Below are 16900 nucleotides of genomic sequence, written 5' to 3'. Positions count from 1 at the left end.
AGTACTCATTAAAATATAAAAGAGATTGTATCATTGACGATACAATCTCTTTTGCATTTTATAATTACGGTATAAATTCCTTCAGCCAATCCTTCACATTAAATGACAGACATGCTTTATGAACACCCGGAAAATCCCTGTGTCTCTAAATTTATCTGGCAGGTATCATAGAAAAAAAATCCTTCCCATGATAAAGATTCTATCTCCAGAGAATTGGTTCTGCTGTTAACCAAAATAGAGAAGTTACCCAAATCAGATGTAACTATCATAGAAGCGGTCGTAGATGCATTTACAAAAGCCCAATTGAACTCAATAAACAAATAAAAGCCCACCTGGCAGCAGGAGCCATCTACACCAAACAACCTGAAGATAACCACGCCTTCGGCCGGGAAACTATTTCCCTAAAATCAGAAGAGCGTCTTAGCTCTCTGTATCAACCGCCGCCGGTGCTCATAATAAGTGAAAATCAATTTGGAGTAACAGGGGGCACAATAGGGCTTCAGTAGCTACCTGCCAAATTACCTGCATACCTCATTGCTTCACCATGATAAAAGACTATTTCAGAACTCCCCTTCTTTCCGGCCTTTCAGGAATGAGAATTTCAAATAGAAAAATGCCTTCAGTATCAGTGCATCTGAAGGCATTTCCATCAATGAAAGAATATTTGAAGCCTATTTTATAATTACGAGTTTACCTTTATAGATTTTAGTTCTGCCTTGTTCTTTTACTTCTAGGATATAACTGTATAATCCTGGACTGGCGCCACGTCCATCCCAATTATTGCTATAATTTTCAGACCTGTATACCAGTGCTCCGCCACGGAGCAGGTTGAATACAGAGAGCTTTGAGTTTGGATAATTTTCCAGTCCGCGGATCACAAACAGATCATTCCTTCCATCACCGTTAGGGGTGAACACATTAGGGATATCAAGCCTGTTACTATCTGGCGGACATGGGGTAAATAAGCGATCATTATCTTCAATTGAAACAATAATAGCAGTATCCGGACCAACAGGATAATGCAGACTATCTCCTAATCCTTCATCTATCTGCAGACTTAAAAATTCTGTGAATTCAAACTGGTTATCATTGATGATGTTGATGGGTATTGTTGCACTGTGCTGACCAGCAGGAATCACTACAGGAGAGATTGTGTAATCAACACCTTTTCTCGCAGTAGTGCCGGCGGGAATGACATGATAATTTACGTGTACATCTTCTGCCGATACAAGGCTATCCGGATAGGACAATGTAAAACCCGCAGGAGCCCCTCCTTCTTTTCCGTTTGTCTTGCCGGAGATGGTGATATTCCTGTTATCGATATCATCATCATACAAAGGGACCCTGGTAGGGGCATAATAATTAGATACAGTTATGGAATCACCAGATGGCGTACTTGCACTTACGAGATAGGGTTGGATATATTCGTCTCCTTCTATAATGTTATCATCAATTACACGAACAGGAACTATTATAGAGCTGGAACCTAACTCTGTTGGTGGAATCACCACACTATCCAATGGCAGATAGTCTACTCCCTCCGTAGCATTTCCGTCCATCCTGATTTTGACAGTAATTGGTTCATTGACAGCCGCCTCGCCGACGCGATTTGTTTGCAGGTAAATGGCACCATCCACAGTGGGATTACGCTCTCTGGGACTTCCAACATAATAAATGGAGATTTCGGCACCTCTGACGGGAGCAATAGTATCATTATTATCATAAATGTAAATAGGGCCGTAACCGTAAGGATAGACTTCGTAGTTGTATTCAACATCACCGCCGATAGCCCGGACTATTTCGAAGTATAGAAACTCAGAGTCTTCCTTAATCTTGTCATCCAGGATACCGATTTCCGCAACTACACTATGTTGTCCCGAATCAAGTCTAAAACTAGGCCCGTCATAATCGCCATAATTTGCTGTTGAATTGAGCTTAGCGATAGCAACGATCTCGATGGTGTGTCCGGCGATATAATCGCTGGATAGACTTGCTGTAACTGTAGCATTCGGACCGCCTTCCGTTCCATTTGTACTTCCCGTGAAACTAACCCTCGCATCCAAACTATCATCATCGTAGATCCTGAGCGTAGTTGGTGCGGGCTCAAAATCGACTGTAGCTGAGGATTTAGCTGTTGCGCTTTGTATAGCGAGGACAACATCTGCATAGGGTTCTACTATTCTGTTGTTTATGGGAACGACCGGGAATGTGATACTTCCACTGCCTGCTGTGACAGGGATTTTTATTGTTAGCGGAAATGCCTGATAGTGTGCACCTACCACAGCGGTTCCGCTGGTGGCTAAGTTTACTGTTATAGTATCTGTGCCAGTGCCGGTACCGGTTACAGTAATTGTATAACTGCCACCTGCAAGACTTTCGTTGGTATTTGCATGATTCGTGATTTCAACATGATAATCAGCAGCAGATACAGATATAGCACTGCATAGCAATAACATTAGTAGTGTTAGTTTCATAATTGTGAGGCTTGGGGGTATATTAAGAATTGGCTATAGTAAGCTAAAGTTGCATATGAGGTTTTCCCGGGCTGGAGGTTATTGTGTCCGTCTGATGTTTACTAATTTACAGTTTTTTTATGAGGTTACAAAAAAGTTTACAGTAAGGTAGTGCCTCAGTTTGATTATATAATCTTCGTGCCAGGTGTAATAGATCATAAATACACCTTATCTGACGTGAATATTAGGTGAAGTTAAATTGAAAAACAAATCCTGAACCCATATTCCAAAGCTAAATCAGAGAACTAAACAGTCAGATCCAGTGTATTTATGATCTATTACACCTGGCAATCTACGCTGTCATAACATTCAAACTAAGTCACTACCTACAGTAACATAAAATGGGTGTCCCTGAATTCTCACTCCCCCACTGCTACCGCCAGCAAATACCACGCTGCATGCGGTAACCACTGTTCCGCCCAACGCCAGTCGTAGTCCTTCCCTGTGCTGGCATACGATAAGTTAAAGTCGATATCATCTTCGTTGTCCAATCCGGAAGTAATGCCGTTTACAATACCACCCGGTGCATTGGTATACTCAAACGTTCCAAAGAAACCATAAGCAGGATTATTATGCCCCGTCCCCTGTAACATACATGCATCATAAGGATTCAATCCTAATATCCAGTTAAGCTGATTAAGCGCGAAATCCTCTAATTTATCATGCAGATCTTTATCTTCTTTGAATAATTGCGCAGACATTCTCGCCGCTACTGCCACAGAACCCAACCTGGCATTTTCCCCCTGCCACCAGGGAGATGCCTCACTACCATGAGGGAAAAAGAAAGTCGTTCTCCGAACACCAGCCGTATCTTCTGTATACTGCCTGCTATACCCAAAAGGATTATTCACTTCAGCAGTTAAAGATAACTCGTACAACATGTTTTTACGCACCGTCTCTTTCACTTTAGACTGCATATCCGCAGATGCTATCTTATAAAAATTCAACAGGCTCACAACAGGTAACCCCGCATCTGAAGGATGGAAGAAAGGTCTGTCTTTATCATCCGCCCTGAAATAACCTTTCGCAAGTAAACGATTCATCAACTGATTCGCTCTTTTATTCGCTGCCTGCAAATAAATATCTTTTTTAGTAGCTCTGTACAATTCCGTCGCAGCATTCAACGCACAATAATCATCTACAATATTCTCCTTCTTATCATTCGTCATCAAACTATTCTCCTTCTCTAAAAAAGCAAAAGCATCTTCCGCCGCTTTCAGATAATCCGCATTACTAAACTCTCCCGAAGTATCATACGTAGAAGCAATAGCTAATGCAGCAATAGACAATCCCGCACCGGAACGGTAACTCGACTGATAACTCCTCCAGTCATTCTGTTCAACAACCGCACCATACGTCTGATCCTTCGACTGCTTAATCCTATACCCCTTGTCTTCTGCACGGATCACACGGTCCTTTGCCATCTTACCAGGACCAGGCGCTGAAACAGAACGATAAAAAGACCCATCCGGTGCCTTCAGCCTCACCAGATAATCTGCCCCATACATCGCTTCATCCAATATCCTTCTCAGATACTGCCGGTAATCAGTTCCAGGCTTTTTCTGCAACAACGCATACGTCTCCAGTAAACTAAATACAGTTAACGATATCTGCTGAGGATTGAAATAAGTAGAGAAAGAAAGATGAGAAAGATGTTTACCATAATCACCGGTAGCATCATACCACCCACCATGTGCATCTATAGTATCCGTAGTTTTACCCGATAATAACAGGTGATGATCTGCTGCATCCAGCAACCCGGAACTTCTTTGTCCTTTGAAATAATAAACCACATCAGAGACCGTCGCCTGCTCAAGCACATTTTTATTAATCATAAAAGGATAAGAAACAACCGGTTTACCCGCTGCCGTTACCCTCAGATAATAGTTACCAAATGTTTTATATCCGCTGAAATCTATTGTCCAGAAAAGCCAGTGTTTCCATTTATTCACCGGACCACTATACACCACTTTGCCGGTATACACTTTATTACCCGTCGCGGCATCTACCAGCTCGAAATTATCCACAGCCAGTTTGGACTCAGCCATCAGAATAGCACGTTTGGATTTACTGTACTCATATCCCACATGATTGGTAATTAATTTCACTGACTGGGCCATCAGCATTCCCGGGAATAACAGTAACAAAAGTATGGTTGAATATCTCATGGTAATATTGATATGTACCCTAAAATAAACCAATGAATCGATTGTTTTGGGATTATTGATGAACGGTTATTAATTATTTTGAATAAGACCGGAGATACACCAAATGTGTTATAATATCCCCGGTCTTATAGCAGTCAGTTATACCTGACGCTTGTTATTCTCAGCTATAAATGCCTCTGCGAAGTCAAAAGCCAGCTTTGCCGCCTCTCTGGGGGTTACAATCGTGTTATTGGCATATGCACCGGAAATAATCGCTTCCATTGCCCTTCCTGCAATTTCCTGACGGATATCGAGTCCTGTTGTTTCACTTCCTGAAATAGTCATAATTATGTGTATCTGGATACCGCCAGACCGGTTAATATTTATTCATCACATGTAAAAATTAACAAATAACTCACACTTTTATCATTTATAATTTTATTATAGATGCCCTAACTTCGTCCCCGCGGGACCTATTATGCGGTATTTTTTAAGGTCCATGTCATGTGAACAATGTATTAATCCCTATGCAAAAGTATATATGTGTGCTGGTTTTTTGGCTGGCTTATTTACCTGTTTTTTCACAAACAGTTCTAAACGCGGGAGTATATAACAACGGGGATAACACTTACACTTTACGCTGGGCGACTAATGACAAAACATTAAGTACAGGCCCACGTGTGGTTGGACTAGGTTCTTCTACCCTGGCAGGTTATTTACTCTCATACCCGGATAGATTAGGAGACAAGATCTCTATCTGGTTAAACAACAATACAACAAGTCCTGTCTGGATTAACCTCGCAGTAGCTGGTTATTCCAGTACTAACCTTATGCCCACGGCTGAAGGTGGTAATGTGGGTACAAACATAGACAGCGCTCTCAATAGCAATCCGGATTTCATCTTTATCTCCCTTCCTACCAACGATATCGCCAACGGACTTACTATTAATCAAATCCTGGCTAATTTCAGGAAACTGGATACTATGGCCCTCAACAGGGGCATCCCCATTTTCTGGGAAACTACCCAGCCACGGAATACTTTTACCGATGTACAGCAACAACAGCTGAAAACACTTGCAGACAGTATCCGCGTAATATGGCCCAAACGATATGTAGAAGGTTTTAGTAATACCGTTGATTCATCCGCTTCCACCGCTGCCCAGATAAAAGCTGGCTACGGGGCAGGAGATGGCGTGCACCTGAATACAACAGGTAACCAACAGATTGCCGACAGCCTCTTTGCCCGCTGGCAATCTTATTTCACGGCCATACAGGGCGTAGCCGGTTATGTAGTGGAAACATCTGCTGATAGCAGTACCTGGACACAATTGGATGTGATCTCCGACCCTACCCTTGTAAAAAAGACTTATACCGGTACTGGTCTGCAATACTTCCGAGTAAAAGCACTTTATACCAATACAACGTATTCCGCTTATTCCAATACCGTTGTTTTACCTGCTACGGCTTCCAATACCACTCCTGTTAATATCAGCAGCCCTAATCGCATCCTCGTAGACCTCGGTGGTGATGGTATGAATACCGTACTGCCAAATGGCACACCTGCTGGTCAGGCTACGGTTTCTCCCGATGCTTATGGCGACTACTGGAATAACTGGTTTGGCAGTGGCGGTTCTTCAGGTTTCAGAGATGGCGCGGGTATCTCTAAACTTGTAACAACGAATAACAGCGCTACCACTGTGTCTATGAAAATCGTAGGCCAGCCGGACGGGACTTACAATTCAACAGCTACTACCAGGGGTATCAATTACAACGGTTTTACTGTAGCATCAAATGATTACCCGGCTACTGCATTATCTGATAATATGTTCCTGTATAACTCTATCAATCCTAATGGAGTGATATTACGTATCACCGGATTAACAGCTAAAAAAACATACAGTTTCAAATTATGGGGTGCCCGCGTAGATAATACCACCACACCAAGGATCATGGAAACACGCCTGGGCAGCCAGGCATGGATCAGCGCCAAAACAATGGAGACAAGGTATTCCTCTGCTGATACACCTGATTATAACAGGGCTATTGTATACGATAGCATCACGGGATTGGATTCTCTGGATATTTATATGAGACCCGGTACAGGCAGTACATTTACTTCTCTTAGTCTGGTTGATATCAATATTATAAACCCCGTTACCATAGATACTACAGAGGTATGTGCAGGCAGTAATCTCACCCTTAGTTCTACCCTTACAGGTACCAGTTATCAATGGCAGCAGTATACCGGTAGCGGATATACCAATATATCCGGACAAACAACGCATACACTTTCATTAACAAATATACAGGCTTCATCGTTATACCGTTGTAAAACAGGTACCGATACCAGCCAGGTATTCTTTGTAACATTAATAGTAAATACTACTCCTGCTGTATCTATCAGTACCACAGATTCTACAGGCTGTTACGGTAATTCTTTTGTCTTTACAGCGAATGTAGAAAATGCAGGAAATTCACTCGTGTATCAATGGCTGGTGGATGGCGTAGCTGCAGGTACAAACAGCAGCACCTTCTCAGGTATATTAACAGACCGTTCCACTGTACAGGTACGACTGACAAGCTCGAACACCTGTATTACACAAACCGTAACAAGTAATATCATCACAGTATATGTAGATAGTATCGTTACGCCAACGATCGTGATAAAAGGCCCGATAGACCTTCCCATGTCAACAGCGACGCAACTGACTGCCACTGTTACACATGAAGGTACTTCTCCGCTTTATCAATGGATGGACAGCACCAGCACACATACCTGGACGAACATCTCCAATGCAACAACAGCGACGTTATCTTACTTACCGGCATATACTGGAGATAAGGTCCTTTGCAGGCTCACAAGTAATGCAGGATGCCTTAGCAGTGCTACTGTATTCAGTACCCCACTTACTTTCACGGTGCAGTTGGTAACAGCTGTAGACCCTGAACCGGCTGCTAAATATGGGATTCGTTTATACCCAAATCCGGTGAGTAGTGTGCTTGCTTTAGCCCCGCTGAAACCAACTGATGGATGGGCATCATTAGAAATACGCAGTGTGGGTGGGAAACTAATATATACCACTACACAAATTAAAAACCAGACAAGCATGAGCATACCTGTAAGCAACCTGGAGAATGGTGTATATGTTGTGGTATTGAGGGGAACAAATGCAAAAGTTGCAACGATTAAGTTTGTAAAGATGTAATAAAAAAATACTATTCTATTTAGCTCCGTTAGGAGCTCCGTGTTTGTAGAAAACACCTTAAACAACAAAACACAGACTCCGTAGGAGTCCCCTAAGTCGCGAATAGAAGGGGACTCCTACGGAGTCAATTAAAGAGAATATAAACATTTGCTACAAACACGGAGCTCCTAACGGAGCTTTTAATTTGTTACAAACGGGGTATTGGTTAGATCCTTTTTGATTACACCAATTTTATCTCTGTAAAACAAACTTCTGAGAATGTTTCCCATCAGATATAATATACACACCAGCCTTTAATGATTCCGGTAATGATACTTCCAGTCTGTTATACCCAACAACCACACTATAAGGCTGCTTATATAACACCTTACCATTCATATCAGTAATAATAAGATACTCCAGCTGGTTACTTTGACCAGTTACTTCAGCATACAGTTTATCTCTTGCAGGCACAGGATACACATGTATGCCATTACCTGCTACCTTACTGTTTTTAGCAACAATAGCCACTTTAGGAGAACTACTGATATTAGCTGTTAACTTATAACATTTTGTAGTGCTTGAAGCACCATTATATCCTATTACTCTCACTGTATAAGTACCCACTGCTGCATTGTTCAGTACTATCCTTTCACTGCTGGTATCTCCATTCAGAGAACTACCCACCTGCGTACCACTGGCATTATAAAGGTACACATCATAATCCCCGGCCAGGTTACTCAGCAGAATCTCTATATGAGGCTGACTGCTGCTATTACTGAAGCTATACCAGTCAACATCTGATGAACTGGCAATCTGCGCATTGATGGCCGTATTAACACTGATAGCAGCTGCCGCTGTGCGGGACTCATTCGGTTCAAAAGCATCTGTACAGGCAGTAACAGGCGTAAGAGAAGCCCTCAGCAGATAACATTTTGTATTACTGAAAGCGCTGCCATAACCATATACCTGTATATAATAAGTACCTGCAGCAGCCGTGTAATTAATCACTTCAGCAGTAGTACCACTCTGCTGAGAAATGCCTAACTGCGTGCCAGCAGAAGAGAACAGTTTCACATCATAATCACCCGGTAAGCTGTCTAAACGAATCTGAATAGCATTCGTACCGGTAGTGGTGAACTTGTAATAATCCACATCCGTAGCAGTAGAAATCTGTGAACGTATATTCGTTCCGGTAGAAATGCCCGCAGCAGTAGCCAAGGTATTATTAGGCTCCATCTGATCAGTACAACTACTGAGACCCGTTACGGTAGCATTTAACCGGTAACAGATACTATCGTAAGTAACACCGCTGTTACCATATACCTGTATATAGTAAGTGCCAAGGGCATTATTATAGATAATAGAATCGGCAGCAATACCTGTATTCTGTGAAGTGGCTAACTGCGCACCACTGGAGGATAATAACCGGAGATTGAAGTTAGCAGCAAGATTATCCAGTATGATGCGAACCTTACTGGTATCACTAATTACTATCTTAAAATAATCTGTATCACTGGCTGTATTAATAGTAGCACGTATATCGGTAGCAGATGTAATGGTGTATGCCGTAGCTAAGGTATTATTAGGTTCATATGGGTCCGGACAAACAGTAGGATGTGTGGTATCTCCGCATGGATAGTTAGTACCATTGATCTGTAATACACCAGTATTATCAGGGTCTAACCAGGGCTTTAACTGATGAAGGGCATCTGTACCGTTGGAAGTCCAGCTCCTCGCCACCTTACCGTATAGATCATATTTATTGGCACTGGTAGCAGTACAACTGGAAGGCCCACCGGACAATTGCCCTACTATCTGCCCTACATTATTAAACAGCGGAGAACCGGAAGAACCACCTTCTGTAACACTCCAGTTGGTTTGTGTCTGTACCCACACAGCTCTCCAATGTGTAGGTGTAGTACCTACACCACTAAAGTTATCATCTGTTAGTGTAGCAGTATAAGTAGAGATCTTCTTGATATCTCCCGCAGGATGATGGATACCTACGCCACTCGGACTTGCAGTAGTAGCAGCACTCCATCCGGAATAAAATACATTGTAAGAAGCAGGGATAGCCTGATTAAATTCCAGTAACTGGAAATCAGAACCTTCTGCATCACCACTCTCTCCTGCCCTTGCACGCTGCACACAACCTGTAATAGTATTACTGGCAGGCTCACTGCCGGGATTTGTACAGGAAGGTGATTCATAATTGAAATAGAAAATCCATTGATTAAAATCAGATGCAGATGCATCAGATCCGCAATGGCTTGCTGTTAAGAAATACGGTTTACAATCACTGCGTGCATTGTTCACAACCGCACCTGTACACAGATAAGAAGCACTACCCAGTTTCAATACGATACGTGCAACAGCTCTTTTCTGGTTCTGCCAGTTGGCACCTTCTGGGCAGTTTACATTTACATTACAGCTACCGGAAGCGCCTACTGTTTTTACTGTTTTAGATTCAGGAATTTTATCACTGTAGATATTATTTACCCCGCTGATAGTAAAGCGGCCCTGTCCTTTCACAGCAGCAGGTTCATAGTATTCTACTATACTGATATTCCCTTTCAGGATCTCAGTAGCAAACAACCCTGTTTGCTCGTTGTTGGCGCTGGTAAAACTACCGATCAGTTGTGAATGATCTTCATTGTAGACGAAGAGTGTAGCCCCTTCCGGTAAATGAAAATCCTGATAATAAAGAGAGGTAGCCAGCGCACCCTGTACATCAATTTTTAATCGCCATATGCGGTCGCCATTGGGCAGGGTATTCCAGGTACCGGCATTGTTCAGCGAATAAGAAACCGGGAAGATAATACCGATGCGTAATGGCAATCCCTGTTTCTCATGCAGGACATCTTCTTTTCGCAGGTTAGCTAAGGATACTGCGGGGACTGTTTTGGTGTTAACATCCGGGGCAAGGTTAGCAGCATAACTGTAGGGTTTTCCGCCCTTACTGATCTGGGCTTTCAGGATGGGGCAAGCCAATAGTAGCCCCATCAGAATGAAGGATAGTTTTTTCATAAATAACAGATTTGGGTTTAAAATAATAGAGGATGCAGGTACGGGTAGACATGGTTATCAATATAGGTACTTTAAAAGTACACTTTACTACTGCTATTCAATATCAGGGGTATGTTAAATCTTCGGGATTACAACGCTTTATCCCATTGTAAAATCTCCTGGTAACCTGTTGGTTGTATACTAAGATGTCCTGAAAAAGGATAATCAAGAATGATAATTAGGTATATCACTAAACCGATAAAAGCACCCAGCATGGCACTCAGGAAAATATGTAACCGCATATTCTCAATATCCAGCATGGTAACAAAAATAAGTGTGATAAAACCGCCTATTAATAAGGGCAACCATAATTCAAAAGAAATACCTGCGTTAGCAGATAACTGCCGTAAGCTACGGTTAGTAGCTAACTCGTTCAGGTGCCGGAACATTTCATCTGACCTGGCATTCAGATTAATGTTTTGTGGCTGCATTTGTTCTATCACAATAAATACATTATCAAATGCTTTTTTACTGGATAAAGGCATTGGTTCCAGACGATCCATGGCAGGATATTCTTCTGTTATTACCTTGTTGATATATTCCAGGTATACTTCTTTTATTTTTCTTGATTCTGTTGTATCCGGATAAAACTGAATATCACGATATAGCCCCTTCGCCACACTGAATTCCATATCGGCATGTGAACTGGCATCATTGAATCCATCCCATACCAGGAAAACAACAAAGGCCAGCAACAGGCTATACAACCCTCCTGCACAGGCAAAGATATTACCCGTTACTTCGTTATGTGAGCGCAGTACTTTTATCCGTATAAATTTCCGGAAAAACCAGGTAGATAATCCGCCCGCGAGAGCGAAAAAAAACAGCATAAGGAACATCAGTAATACCGGAGGTACACTCAGAAGGGCATAGGAAAAGGACATAATACTCAATTAAGGGATATACCCGTAAAGATAAAATTAATTATGAAAGTAAAAATTTAGTATCTGATCTGTGGTTAATCCGGTGGTAGCCACATTCAGGGAATCCAGTCTGGATTTAGCCTGTACAACGGGATCCATCGTATTGTTGTCCAGAATATTTTTCACGATCATTTTCTTCTTTACCGAAATCGTATCATGCAGGTATTTCTCCATCATCAGGGAGGCTATAGGTGCCGCAAAGGTGTTCCCAAAACCAACGTTCTCCACAATTACTGCAATAGCTATTTTAGGATTATCCCGCGGTGCAAAGGCTACAAAAAATGCATGGCTCTTCATCTTTTTAAGCACACCATTCACAAGAGCGTTATTTTCCGCTGTTCCTGTTTTACCACAAATGATCTCTCCCTCTACCTGTGCATTCCGCCCCGATCCTCTCTCTACCACATCTTCCATTCCATATATCACTGATTTGTAAGCGGTGTCCATAATATGCGCTACTACATGACGCTCCTTATATTTATCAAGTAAACCAGAACTATCATTTTCAATCTGCTGTACAAAATGCGGCAGGTAATAATATCCCTTATTGGCAATGATACACATGGCATTCGCCATCTGTATAGGCGTAACTGCCACTGCTCCCTGCCCCATGCCTACATAAAGTTCCGTACAGGAATTCCACTGACCGTGATAACGTTTATTCATCCCGGCCGTATCGATAGCATAACCCGGATTTTCTGAAGGGATATCAATGCCAAGACGATGCCCCATTCCAAAACTTGTCATGTATTCATACCACTTCTGATGCCCTTCGTTTACACTGCCCCATTTACGGGCATCTACTTCCATGCGGTAAAGGTTCACAAAATAAGAGTTACAGGAATGAGAGATAGCAAGCCGCAGATTCGCAGCATGACCAGCATCACTGTGTTCACAGCCTATACGCCGTCCACAGCTCCAGTAAGCCCCGTTACAGGAATAACCATAGTCAGGGGTGATGATACCTTCATCCAGGGCAATTAAGGCTGTTAATGGCTTTATAGATGATCCGGGGGCATAAGTCCCCTGTATGGCACGGTTGAATAAAGGTTTGGTTGTATCTGCGGACAGCTTGCTGAAATTCCTGGCCCTGTAAGAACCGGTAAGCAGATTAGGGTTATAGGTAGGGCCGCTCACCAGTGCCAGTATGCCCCCTGTTTTAGGATCGATAGCTACAATGCTGCCTATCTTGTTATGCATCAGTCTTTCTCCCAGCACCTGCAAATCAATATCCAGCGACAGATTCAGGTTCTTACCTGCCACAGCAGCCGTATCAAACTCTCCCCTTTCATAAGTTCCCTGCGGGCGGTTCAGGTTATCCTTTAACAGGTACTGCGTACCACGCTGCCCCATCAGCACATTTTCATACGTTCTTTCTAATCCGGTCATACCCAGGTAATCGCCCATCTGATAAGCGCTGAATGCCGGATTTGCCTGCATTTGCGGGGAGATCTCTCCTATATAACCCAGTATGTTAGCGGCAGCCTTATAAGGATAAGAGCGGATCTGCCGTTGTATCAGTTCAAAGCCCGGCTGAAACATATACATGCTTTCCTGTAGCTTGCTGAAAGTAACCGGTAATAATAAAGGTGCAAATACGGATTGTCTTACTCTCCCGTTTTTAATAATAGCTGCAACGATGCGCTTTTTGAACTCCACCCTATCTATACCCAGGATATCGCACAGATAAGCGGTATCAATGTTTTTCACAGCGGATGGTGTGACCATCAGATCGTACATCACATCATTCTGTAGTACACTCCGGCCTTTACGGTCATATATAATACCACGGCCCGGATACACGATTTTCTTCAATACCGAATTGGCATCTGATAATTTGGAATATTTCTTTTCGATTACCTGCAGGAAAAATAACCTGCTGACAATAATAATTACTCCAACGGCAATAATTAGCTGAATAACCCTCTTTCTGGGTTGGTTGTAGATAGACATGGGACTGGTTGTAAACTGTGGCAATACTAACACGACGGGGATACACGTAATTCGAAGACAGTTGTAGGGCCGTCTCCGGGCTATTTGTGTCTGTGTCTATGGTTATATTTCACGCAAGCTACAATACAAAAACTGGATTTTAATACACACAAAAAAGTGCTCCATATCTAATAAGGAAGAAAAATTATCTTATTTATATATATTAATGAATGATACATTTTTTTAGTATTTTTCAATCAACGGGGCGAATACAGTATTCAATATCTAAAAACTCACCTATAAAGTATACATGTTTCTAATCCTGTTTTGCAGTACGATGATGGGCATGGCTTTTATTGCAGGGCATAAGAATAAACCTCGTATAGCCATTGCCGGGTTAGCCATAGAATCCGGCGTTTTTATGCGAAATATGTTCCTGCTGGATAAGAATATGAAGGCCCATACCGGTACCGTCCTTATAATATCCAAAGCAGGTTGAATATCAATCTGTTTTTTATACCTTGCAGTATAACCCTCATACAATGATATCGCAACAAGTTTTAGCCCAGGTATTTAAAACACTCCACGAGCGTGAAGGTATTTTCGTTATTCCCAATCCCTGGGATGCGGGATCTGCAAAGATGCTGGCAGCTACAGGCTTCGAAGCCCTGGCTACCACCAGTGCAGGACTCGCCTTTTCTTTGGGAAAACGAGACGGGGAAAACGCTGTTAGCCGGGAAGAAGCCTTGAAGAATGCACAGGATATTGTCAATGCTACAGATCTTCCCGTTTCCGCAGATCTGGAAAACGGTTATGGTTTAGATCCTGAAACCTGTGCTGAAACTATTTTACTCGCTGCCGGTATTGGTCTTGTTGGCGGTTCCATAGAAGATACAACGGGCCACCCCGAAGATCCTATCATTCCCTTTGAGCTCGCCGTAGAGCGAGTGAAAGCTGCTGTTAAAGCTGCCAGAAGTCTTCCTTTCCACTTTACTCTTACAGCAAGAGCAGAGAACCTCATTCATGGCAGACCAGACCTGAAAGATACTATCCGCCGGCTGGAAGCCTTTGCCGATGCAGGAGCAGATGTTCTCTTTGCTCCAGGGTTAAAGACACTGGAAGAGATCACGGCCGTTGTAAAGGCTGTAGCTCCCCGTCCTGTGAATGTTGTAGCCGGTCTGTCACAGACTACCTTTACAATAAGTGATCTGGCCGCAATAGGTGTAAAAAGGGTGAGTCTGGGTTCTACCCTGGCGCGGGTGGCATATAGTTCTTTCCTGCATGCCGCAGAAGAGATCCATCAACAAGGTAGTTTCAGCTTTACAGCTGGCACAGTTGCTTATAGCGCCTTTAATGATCTGTTTAAATAGATTATCGCATTGGTTGCATATTAAACGTCCTCTTTCGCTGCAAATCATTGAAATCAACTTCAATCAGATACTGCTTCTTTTTATAAACGTATGTATCAATAAACCACAAAATATCATCCAGGTTCTCCTTCATTGGGGAACCTGCTACTTCGTGCCCCATCCCTTCTACTCTTTGAAAATAATAAGGGTATTTGTTTTGCCTGAATTTCTTAGCCAGCGCCTTAGATCCAAAAAATCCTTTATTGAAAAGTCTTATTTTATTATAAGTAACTACTTTATCATCGGTACCATGAAATAGCATAGTAGGCGCCGGAGGGATCTTATAAGAAGGTTTGCCTTTATAACTTAAGATAGCGCCTGCAAAAGAGAGTACGGCTTTATATTGAAAATCTTCCGGTAGTTGTAAGGTAAGAGTGGTATGATTTCTCTTCTCCCAGTCTGCCTGTAGAACAGTAATAGCTCCTGCACTTGATCCGGAGAGCATCATCATAGAAGTATCTATCCCCAGTTTATCCGCGTTTTTAATCAGATAAGCCGTGGCATCATAGAGATCTGTTACAGCCAGGTCAATAGCATCTTTCAAAGGTTTGGTGTTCAGCGGAGAAATCTTCTTATTATTATCCTTTAATCCAAGTCTGTAATCAATGGAAATTACTTTATAATTATGCTGGGCCAGTTTATTGAAGTAATCAGTATAATAATCAGCATCCCGGTGTCCCATAAAAAACCCTCCGCCAAATACAAATAATACACAAGGTTGTTTCACTTGTATATCCTGGTTGCTATATACATCCATCTTCAATGTATCACTATAAGTGAGGGTTGTTTTATGCTGGGAGAATACGTTTAATGTACTTAACAGCAGAATGGGGATCATCGTTCTCAAACTCATTATACATAAAGTTTAGTCAGATTTGCAGCAAACAATAAGCCAGTATTTGCTAAAACTTATTTCCCAAAAAGGATCGCCGTATTAAAATATTCCAGGATCTTCTGCTTATAGGCTTCCTGCTCATCAGATTTCATAATCAGCGTATGTCCGGCATCATTCACTGTCCACAATTCAGTGGGTACAGCGCTATTCGCTTTTAATCTCTCTCCCATTTCAACAGGTGTCCATTCATCTGCATAAGAATAAATCAATAACATAGATTGCAGATTCTTTACTTCCTTTATTCTTTCAACAGGTCGGATTTTCTTTGCATACCGGGGTAAAAGGAAATTCAGGACTTTCAATGTTTTATACGCAGCAGGATATTTAATCCAGAACTCTTCTGTAGTAGCAGAAGGACTTTCCACTATCGCAAATGTAAAAGGATGTGAGGCATCTGTAAATGATATGATAGCCCATTGCGCCCCAAGAGATACACCATGATAGCCCATAGGCAATAAAGGCGTGATCTTCTTCGCTTCAGCGGCAATTGCCAGTACATCCTCAAAATAAGAAAAACTCCCGTTCGTACTCTCTCCAAAACCATTGAAATCAAACACCAGTGTATTAAAGCCATTATTCCGTAAAAACTCAGCATAACCATTTTTAAGAAAATAAGCTTTGGCTTCTTTCCCCATCGGATGCCCCAATACAATAGTAGCTTTTACATCCTCTGTTTTAGCTTTTGCAAAGAGCCCCTGTATCATACCACCTGATTTACTTTTAGCAGAAACAGGCTGCCATTCCAGGCGTTCAGTATCTGTTAACGGGCTTCTCCATTTTACCATAAAGGAGCCGACAAATGGCATTTTGAAGAGTTTGTAGATCAT

The 16900-nt window shown here is 42.2% G+C and carries 11 protein-coding genes; 3 read left to right on the top strand and 8 right to left on the bottom strand.

The window, feature by feature from the left end; all coding sequences use genetic code 11:
* Positions 1-671: 671 nt before the first annotated feature.
* From BMW86_RS21875 to BMW86_RS21865, 3 genes are all read right to left on the bottom strand, one after another.
* Entirely contained in the window at positions 672-2474 is a 1803-nt protein-coding gene (locus BMW86_RS21875) for a T9SS type B sorting domain-containing protein (protein WP_089784076.1), read from the bottom strand.
* Positions 2475-2872: 398 nt separating this feature from the next.
* Positions 2873-4681 (bottom strand): glycoside hydrolase family 9 protein, encoded by a 1809-nt coding sequence (locus BMW86_RS21870; protein ID WP_089784075.1) that lies wholly within the window; start codon positions 4679-4681, stop codon positions 2873-2875.
* A gap of 138 nt (positions 4682-4819) precedes the next feature.
* On the bottom strand, positions 4820-5005 hold the full coding sequence (locus BMW86_RS21865; protein WP_089784074.1) for a hypothetical protein: 186 nt from the start codon (positions 5003-5005) through the stop codon (positions 4820-4822).
* Positions 5006-5187: 182 nt separating this feature from the next.
* Here BMW86_RS21865 and BMW86_RS21860 point away from each other — a divergent pair, with 182 nt between their 5' ends.
* Entirely contained in the window at positions 5188-7866 is a 2679-nt protein-coding gene (locus tag BMW86_RS21860; protein WP_089784073.1) for an SGNH/GDSL hydrolase family protein, read from the top strand.
* Positions 7867-8097: 231 nt separating this feature from the next.
* Here BMW86_RS21860 and BMW86_RS21855 read toward each other — a convergent pair whose 3' ends face one another.
* From BMW86_RS21855 to mrdA, 3 genes are all read right to left on the bottom strand, one after another.
* Positions 8098-10875 carry a pre-peptidase C-terminal domain-containing protein gene (locus BMW86_RS21855; protein WP_089784072.1) on the bottom strand — a complete coding sequence of 926 codons (2778 nt, stop codon included), beginning with the start codon at positions 10873-10875 and terminating at the stop codon, positions 8098-8100.
* 128 nt (positions 10876-11003) lie between these two features.
* Positions 11004-11798: a bestrophin-like domain gene (locus tag BMW86_RS21850; RefSeq protein ID WP_089784071.1), complete on the bottom strand. Its 795-nt coding sequence runs from the start codon at positions 11796-11798 to the stop codon at positions 11004-11006.
* Between the two features lie 36 nt (positions 11799-11834).
* Entirely contained in the window at positions 11835-13790 is a 1956-nt protein-coding gene (gene mrdA / locus BMW86_RS21845) for a penicillin-binding protein 2 (RefSeq protein ID WP_089784070.1), read from the bottom strand.
* A gap of 289 nt (positions 13791-14079) precedes the next feature.
* Here mrdA and BMW86_RS32595 point away from each other — a divergent pair, with 289 nt between their 5' ends.
* Both BMW86_RS32595 and BMW86_RS21840 read left to right on the top strand, forming a co-directional pair.
* Positions 14080-14268: a hypothetical protein gene (locus tag BMW86_RS32595; protein WP_143056657.1), complete on the top strand. Its 189-nt coding sequence runs from the start codon at positions 14080-14082 to the stop codon at positions 14266-14268.
* A gap of 43 nt (positions 14269-14311) precedes the next feature.
* Positions 14312-15139 (top strand): isocitrate lyase/PEP mutase family protein, encoded by an 828-nt coding sequence (locus BMW86_RS21840; protein WP_089784069.1) that lies wholly within the window; start codon positions 14312-14314, stop codon positions 15137-15139.
* Between the two features lies 1 nt (position 15140).
* Here BMW86_RS21840 and BMW86_RS21835 read toward each other — a convergent pair whose 3' ends face one another.
* Together BMW86_RS21835 and BMW86_RS21830 are read right to left on the bottom strand one after the other, a co-directional pair.
* Positions 15141-16031 carry an alpha/beta hydrolase gene (locus BMW86_RS21835; RefSeq protein WP_143056656.1) on the bottom strand — a complete coding sequence of 297 codons (891 nt, stop codon included), beginning with the start codon at positions 16029-16031 and terminating at the stop codon, positions 15141-15143.
* Between the two features lie 56 nt (positions 16032-16087).
* Positions 16088-16900: an alpha/beta hydrolase gene (locus BMW86_RS21830; RefSeq protein WP_089784067.1), complete on the bottom strand. Its 813-nt coding sequence runs from the start codon at positions 16898-16900 to the stop codon at positions 16088-16090.

This window comes from Chitinophaga sp. YR573, from assembly GCF_900110995.1.
In the GTDB taxonomy this organism is placed as follows: domain Bacteria; phylum Bacteroidota; class Bacteroidia; order Chitinophagales; family Chitinophagaceae; genus Chitinophaga.
This window is presented reverse-complemented; position numbering and strand designations above follow the sequence as displayed.

Excerpts from the sequence above, each read along its gene's own strand:
- BMW86_RS21830 (WP_089784067.1), bottom strand. The coding sequence starts at position 16,900 with ATGATCTACAAACTCTTCAAAATGCCATTTGTCGGCTCCTTTATGGTA.
- BMW86_RS21865 (WP_089784074.1), bottom strand. The coding sequence starts at position 5,005 with ATGACTATTTCAGGAAGTGAAACAACAGGACTCGATATCCGTCAGGAA.
- BMW86_RS21850 (WP_089784071.1), bottom strand. The coding sequence starts at position 11,798 with ATGTCCTTTTCCTATGCCCTTCTGAGTGTACCTCCGGTATTACTGATG.
- BMW86_RS21855 (WP_089784072.1), bottom strand. The coding sequence starts at position 10,875 with ATGAAAAAACTATCCTTCATTCTGATGGGGCTACTATTGGCTTGCCCC.
- BMW86_RS21870 (WP_089784075.1), bottom strand. The coding sequence starts at position 4,681 with ATGAGATATTCAACCATACTTTTGTTACTGTTATTCCCGGGAATGCTG.
- BMW86_RS21860 (WP_089784073.1), top strand. The coding sequence starts at position 5,188 with ATGCAAAAGTATATATGTGTGCTGGTTTTTTGGCTGGCTTATTTACCT.
- BMW86_RS21875 (WP_089784076.1), bottom strand. The coding sequence starts at position 2,474 with ATGAAACTAACACTACTAATGTTATTGCTATGCAGTGCTATATCTGTA.
- BMW86_RS21835 (WP_143056656.1), bottom strand. The coding sequence starts at position 16,031 with ATGAGTTTGAGAACGATGATCCCCATTCTGCTGTTAAGTACATTAAAC.
- BMW86_RS32595 (WP_143056657.1), top strand. The coding sequence starts at position 14,080 with ATGTTTCTAATCCTGTTTTGCAGTACGATGATGGGCATGGCTTTTATT.
- mrdA (WP_089784070.1), bottom strand. The coding sequence starts at position 13,790 with ATGTCTATCTACAACCAACCCAGAAAGAGGGTTATTCAGCTAATTATT.
- BMW86_RS21840 (WP_089784069.1), top strand. The coding sequence starts at position 14,312 with ATGATATCGCAACAAGTTTTAGCCCAGGTATTTAAAACACTCCACGAG.